Source organism: Actinoplanes sp. ATCC 53533 (genome assembly GCF_003947245.1).
The window spans coordinates 1-5,215 of sequence record NZ_QHHV01000266.1; the positions used below are offsets into that span (position 1 = coordinate 1).

Here is a 5,215-nt window from a genome sequence, read left to right on the forward strand (position 1 = left end):
GCGCAGTTGGACGTTGTCGACCGTCACTGGAGGCACGTCGATGCGGGTCGGGCGGCGAGGGTCGGTGTAGACCTCGACGTACTGCTCGACGTACGCGCTCGGTCCGATCGGCAACTTCTGGGCGGTCAACAACTGCCACCGATTGTTCCACCATAGCCACGCCTGCCAGACGCCGTCGGCGCCGGTTCGGACCTCCAGCCATACCTTGTCGCCGGGATTGATGGCGTATTGTTCATAGAATTGCCACGCTCCGCTGTTGGTATCGAAGGTGTAGACGCGCTGACGGCCAGAGCCGGCCCAGCCGGTCTCGGCCCAGCCCGCCTCGAGCCACGCGATGCTGCCGCTGCCCATGTCGCGCTTGACCATGAACCGGCCAGCCACGAAGTCGTAGGTGTTCTGGCGCACGGCGGCGTCCACGACCGACATACGCCCCGAGACACCGTTCCACTCCCCGCCGGTGCCCGCGCCGAGGTGGCGGTAGCCGCTCGAGCCCAAGGCCGTCCGAAGCCGGTCGACGCGGACGACCGATTCGGGCAGACCGCTCACGGCCGCCCGGCAAGCCCCTGGTGTCCCCGGATCCGCCGGTCGGGTCGGGGGCGCAGTGGATGCGGGACCGGGTGCGCATCCCGGCAGTCGCGGCGTAACGCTCGAGGCGGCAGGTCCGGCCGCCGCCACGGCGGCCAACGACCCGATGATGGCCGCCCACCGCGCCACGGACCGGACCCTCAATCAGCACCTCGCTCGACAGCACAGCTCCTTCGCGCCTTCAACGCCGACCGACGTCAAGAGTGACGCAGCGTGGAGGCACAGCAATGCCGGCGCCGGTTCACCAAGGCAACGGACTGCCCTCCCGCATGACGGCGGGTCAGCGTGATCGTCTGACCGATGTTCTGCCTCGGTCCGGGCCGGACGGGCGGGGCTGAGGCTGCTGTTTGGATTTGGCCGGTAGTGACGCATACGCGCCCCTTCGCAGGCCGTCCACGATCTCGCCGTAGTCCCCGCCCGCGGGCACGCAGTTCTTCCAGTACTGGCACGCCAGGGGCCCGCGCCCTCTCGGTCAGTGCTGGTACGAGTAGGAACTGGCGGCGTTCTCCCAGCGCCGAGCAGCGAGTCCCACGGGCCCAGAGACGGGCCGCGGTCTGCGTCACCCGACTCGACCTACTCGGTACTGGAAGCTTTCTGTTCCTGCCGTATCCTTGGGCGGTATGACAGGAGCGCGTCGTGAACTGCACGGCGGGTGCAGCGTGGCGTTGCGCTGGTTGATCGTGGCGCTTGCCCTGTTCTTCATCGGTGCCCTGCACACCTCCCACGTCGCGGCAGTTCCGCAGCCGGGCTTCTCGGCCGCGGCCATGACGCTGTTCAGTCCTGCCGCCGAAAGCGCACATGCCACCGAGAAGTCGGGCGCGGCGCGGCCCCCGTCAGCAGCCCATCACCGTGACGGCGACGGGCAGTCCTCGCCGATTGCAGGTGCCTGCATGCTGTTTCTGACGGCGGCCGTCGGCAGCATCCTGGTCGTCGCGCTGGGCCGCGCCATCGGCCGCGGGCCTGCCTCACGGGCTGCGGCCGAGCCGCGGGGCAAGCCTCGCCGCATCAGCATCTCGTTGACCCAGCTCTGCGTTCAGCGGACGTAGCACATCCGGGTCGGCCATCTCATGCCGGCCGCTCCGACAGCGCTGTTCGCTGACTCGCGTCGCACCTGCCCCCCGCATTCACATGCGGGGCCCTGTCGTACGTCGCGGGTCCTGGATCTGTTGACAGGACATGGACATCATGACTGCTGAGGTACTCCCACCCATCCGCAAGGCGCGTACGTTGCATTGCTCCGGCGGCACCTGGAGCTACGACACATGGGGCACCACCGGACGACCGGTGCTCTTCATCCACAGCCTGCTCTTCACCCGTACCATGTGGTGGCCGGTCGCCGCGGAGCTGCACCGGCACTGCACACCCGTCGCCGTCGACCTGCCCGGCCACGGACAATCCCCCGCCCGCGTCACCTACGACCCCGTAGACCTGGTCGACGAACTGGCCGCGCTGCTCTACGCACAGACCACCCCCCACGCGCCCGTCGTCGTCGGGCACGGCACCTCGGCCGGCGTGGCGAACCTCCTCGCCCAACGTTTCGCCACCCGTGCGATCGTGCTCGTCGACCCCCACATCGACGCGCCGGCGTCACAACCCGCATCCGTCACCAGCGTGGCCAGCGGCATCCCGATCGAGGGACTGCTCACCGAGATGGACCCTGCCCAGATTCCGTCATACCTCCAGGACTTCGCAACGCCATCACACGACGCGGCGCTGCTCCAGGCGTACGGCAGATGCGTCGACCTCGACCCGTGGAACGGTGTCGCCTCCGACGCGCCGATGGCGGCGATGAACCGCTCCACCACACGCCTCGCCGTCTACAGCCGGACGCCGGATCCCGACCCCCGCCAGGCCCTACGGACGGTCAACGGCAACTGGCGCTATGCGGTCTACGGCACGGCGAGCCGGTTCCCGCACCTCACCGACGTCGACCGGTTCGCCGCCGACATCCGCTCCCAGCTGTGACCGCCATGCCGACACCGACCCGCAAGACGGTCCTCACCGTAGCCGCAATCACCGTCGTCGCCCTGCTCGCCGTCGGCTACGCCTGGATGACGCCTTCGCCGCAACCGTCGACGCAGGCGCCGCCCGGCAGCCACCGCTTCGCGGCGATCCGGCCATCGGCGCCGCAGCAAGACCAGAACGCGGCGGTCCTTCGGTACTACCGCTCATGGAAGACCGCCTTCGTCCGGCAGGCCTGCACGCCCGGCATGTATCAGATCTACTCACCCGACGCCGCCTACCCCTACATCGCCGAGGCGCAGGGCTACGGGTTGGTGATCACGGCCTCCATCGCTGAGCTGGACCCCGAAGCCAAGACCATCTTCGACGGTCTGCTCGCCTACGTGCTGTCGCATCCATCCCGCATCAACTCGGACCTGGCGGCCGCCGAACAGGACGAAACGTGCACCGATCGCGGCGGCGGTAACTCAGCCACCGACGGGGATATGGACATCGCGTACGGACTGCTGCTCGCCGACCGCCTCTGGGGCAGCGCCGACCGCTACAACTACCGAGAACTCGCCGTGCGCCGTATCCAGGCCCTCAAGGCCAGCGTCGTGAACCCCGGATCGAAGCTGATGCAACTCGGCGACTGGGTCACACCGGCCGACCGGCCCTTGTTCGACATCTCCCGCACGTCCGACTGGAACCTGCAGTACTTCCGGGCATTCGAGACCGCCACCGGTGACCCGGGATGGTCAACGATCCGGGCCGCCCACCAGCAAGCGATCACCCGCCTGCAAACCACCTACAGCCCTGCCACCGGCCTGCTACCCGACTTCGTCCGCTGGACCGGCAACGGTGTCCAGCCCGTCCGCGGCAAGGTGCTGGAGACCAGCCATGACGGCGACTACCACTTCAACGCCTGCCGCACACCGTGGCGCATCGGCCTCGACGCCGTCACCTCCGGCAGCCCGGCATCGCTGCAAGCCACACAGAAGATCAACGCCTGGTTCAAAAAAGTGACAGGCGGCGACCCGACCAAGGTCCGCTCCGGATACCGGCTGAACGGCACCGCCTACGGCGACGGCAACGACAACGCCTTCTGGGCGCCACTAGCCGTCGCCGCGATGACCGATCCGGCAAGCCAGCAATGGCTCGACGCACTCTGGACCCGACTCGCCGCCGCCCCCGGCGACCCGCAAGAGTACTTCGGCGTCAGCGTCCAGCTACAGGTCATGCTCGCGGTCAGCGGCAACGTACCCGCGTTATGACCACCTCAGCCGGCCCGAAGATGACAGGTCACAGCCGCTCTCGGAGCGTCGTCCGGCTGGCTGGTCAACAGCCCGAAGCGCTATTGCAAACTGCACGATTCGTCGTGGCAGGAGAGGAGATAGAAATGGACGCGGACGACGAAGAATTTGTGAACTGGCTGCGGCAGGCACTGGCCCGCATCAACCCGGAAGAACTGCTCGCCTTGGTCATGCCCGCCGCCTTGCCGGGCACCCCGGTCGCCTGTCTTCCACCGGCTCGCCCCGGTTCAGCCCTCGCTCGGGCTCAGAGCACCCACGCGATTCGGCACCGGCACTACCTCAAGACCCTGCGCAAGCTACGTGTGCTTGCCACCACCGACGGGCGGCTCATCGCACTGGAACCCACTATCCGTACCCGCCACGCCCAATAGCCGCGTCAGGCCCCTAGCGGTCAGGACCGCCACGGACCGGCGGTCCTGATCGGCCGCCGCGTCGACATACGCGCCAGCGGCTTCGCGATCACGTTAGGTGACCCTGACCGACCGCCCAGAGCTACCAAACGGATACAGAAGTACCGTTCGCGTCAGACCCAAACCCGATTCCGTAGCGAAGTAGCATGATGTACTGCTTGACGACAAGGCGCTGGTCACGGCCCAGTGCTGGGGCGCGTGACCCAGCCGCCAAGTAACCAGCGAGTAACTTACGCGCCAGGGTGGGCTGTTCGTCTCGTCTGCAGCGGGGCGGGATCCGCATGACGGCTCCTGGATCTACCTCGCGGAGTCGTGCTCGTCGTGGTCGACCGGCTCCAGGTCTTCGGTGTCGTCCTGGTCGTACAGGCCGGGGTAGCGCAGCGCGTCGGGGGCCTTGTTCCCAGTCGTCGGGGGTGGGCCAGTCGCAGTGGTCGGCGATGGTGATGGCGCGGGTGTCGCTGTCGTGGCCGTCGTTGGGTGATGCGGTTCATGGTGTCGTCGTAGACGAGGAACTGGCCGCGGTGGTCACGGGCGAGACCGATGTCTTCGTGGTCGGTGGCCAGCACAACGTTGACGACCGGCCGGTGTAGCCGTCGCCGCCGAGTTCGACGCACACCCTGATCGGCGCTTCGTCGCGGCCCCACCTGCGCATGATGAAGACCTCCGGGCGACGGTGATCCTTGTCTGTCAGGGTGTTGCAGTGCGTCGTGAGTGGAGTTTCTAGGACCTGATCGAGTCGTGGTCGCTGACCGACGGGGACGAGCTCGTCTCGGCGGCGTCGCAGCGCTGACGCCCAGGTCGCGAGCATCTGGGCAGGAATACCTTCACCAGGACGCCGGACGACGGTGGCGCCTGGGCTGGACGTACCGACCGGCGGTAGGTAGTTCCTCTGGCCGATCGGCTGGCGGACAACGGGTCCGCGCCTGCGCCTATGCGGTCGCGGATACTCGCTGGTTGTGATCACTA

Annotated in this window: 5 protein-coding genes and 1 pseudogene; 5 read left to right on the forward strand and 1 reads right to left on the reverse strand. The window is 67.7% G+C overall.

The window, feature by feature from the left end:
• A pseudogene (locus DMB66_RS52575) lies at positions 1-546 on the reverse strand (hypothetical protein); the annotation flags it as partial.
• A 698-nt stretch (positions 547-1,244) separates the two neighbouring features.
• Between DMB66_RS52575 and DMB66_RS52580 the strand changes: the two are divergent.
• From DMB66_RS52580 to DMB66_RS61915, 5 genes are all read left to right on the forward strand, one after another.
• On the forward strand, positions 1,245-1,631 hold the full coding sequence (locus DMB66_RS52580) for a hypothetical protein (protein WP_125811585.1): 387 nt from the start codon (positions 1,245-1,247) through the stop codon (positions 1,629-1,631).
• A 139-nt stretch (positions 1,632-1,770) separates the two neighbouring features.
• On the forward strand, positions 1,771-2,550 hold the full coding sequence (locus DMB66_RS52585; protein ID WP_158647650.1) for an alpha/beta fold hydrolase: 780 nt from the start codon (positions 1,771-1,773) through the stop codon (positions 2,548-2,550).
• Between the two features lie 5 nt (positions 2,551-2,555).
• Positions 2,556-3,800, forward strand: coding sequence for a glycosyl hydrolase family 8 (locus DMB66_RS52590; protein WP_233625467.1), 1,245 nt, complete (start codon positions 2,556-2,558; stop codon positions 3,798-3,800).
• Positions 3,801-3,925: 125 nt separating this feature from the next.
• The gene (locus DMB66_RS52595; RefSeq protein ID WP_125811588.1) at positions 3,926-4,210 is read left to right on the forward strand and encodes a hypothetical protein; all 285 of its coding nucleotides are present in this window, start codon (positions 3,926-3,928) and stop codon (positions 4,208-4,210) included.
• A gap of 452 nt (positions 4,211-4,662) precedes the next feature.
• A complete protein-coding gene (locus tag DMB66_RS61915; RefSeq protein WP_158647651.1) occupies positions 4,663-4,839 on the forward strand; it encodes a hypothetical protein in 177 nt (58 codons plus the stop codon).
• Positions 4,840-5,215: the final 376 nt, after the last annotated feature.

Bases quoted from the DNA above. Each gene is read 5' to 3' on its own strand.
- DMB66_RS52590 (WP_233625467.1), top strand. From the start codon at position 2,556: ATGCCGACACCGACCCGCAAGACGGTCCTCACCGTAGCCGCAATCACC.
- DMB66_RS52595 (WP_125811588.1), top strand. From the start codon at position 3,926: ATGGACGCGGACGACGAAGAATTTGTGAACTGGCTGCGGCAGGCACTG.
- DMB66_RS52585 (WP_158647650.1), top strand. From the start codon at position 1,771: ATGACTGCTGAGGTACTCCCACCCATCCGCAAGGCGCGTACGTTGCAT.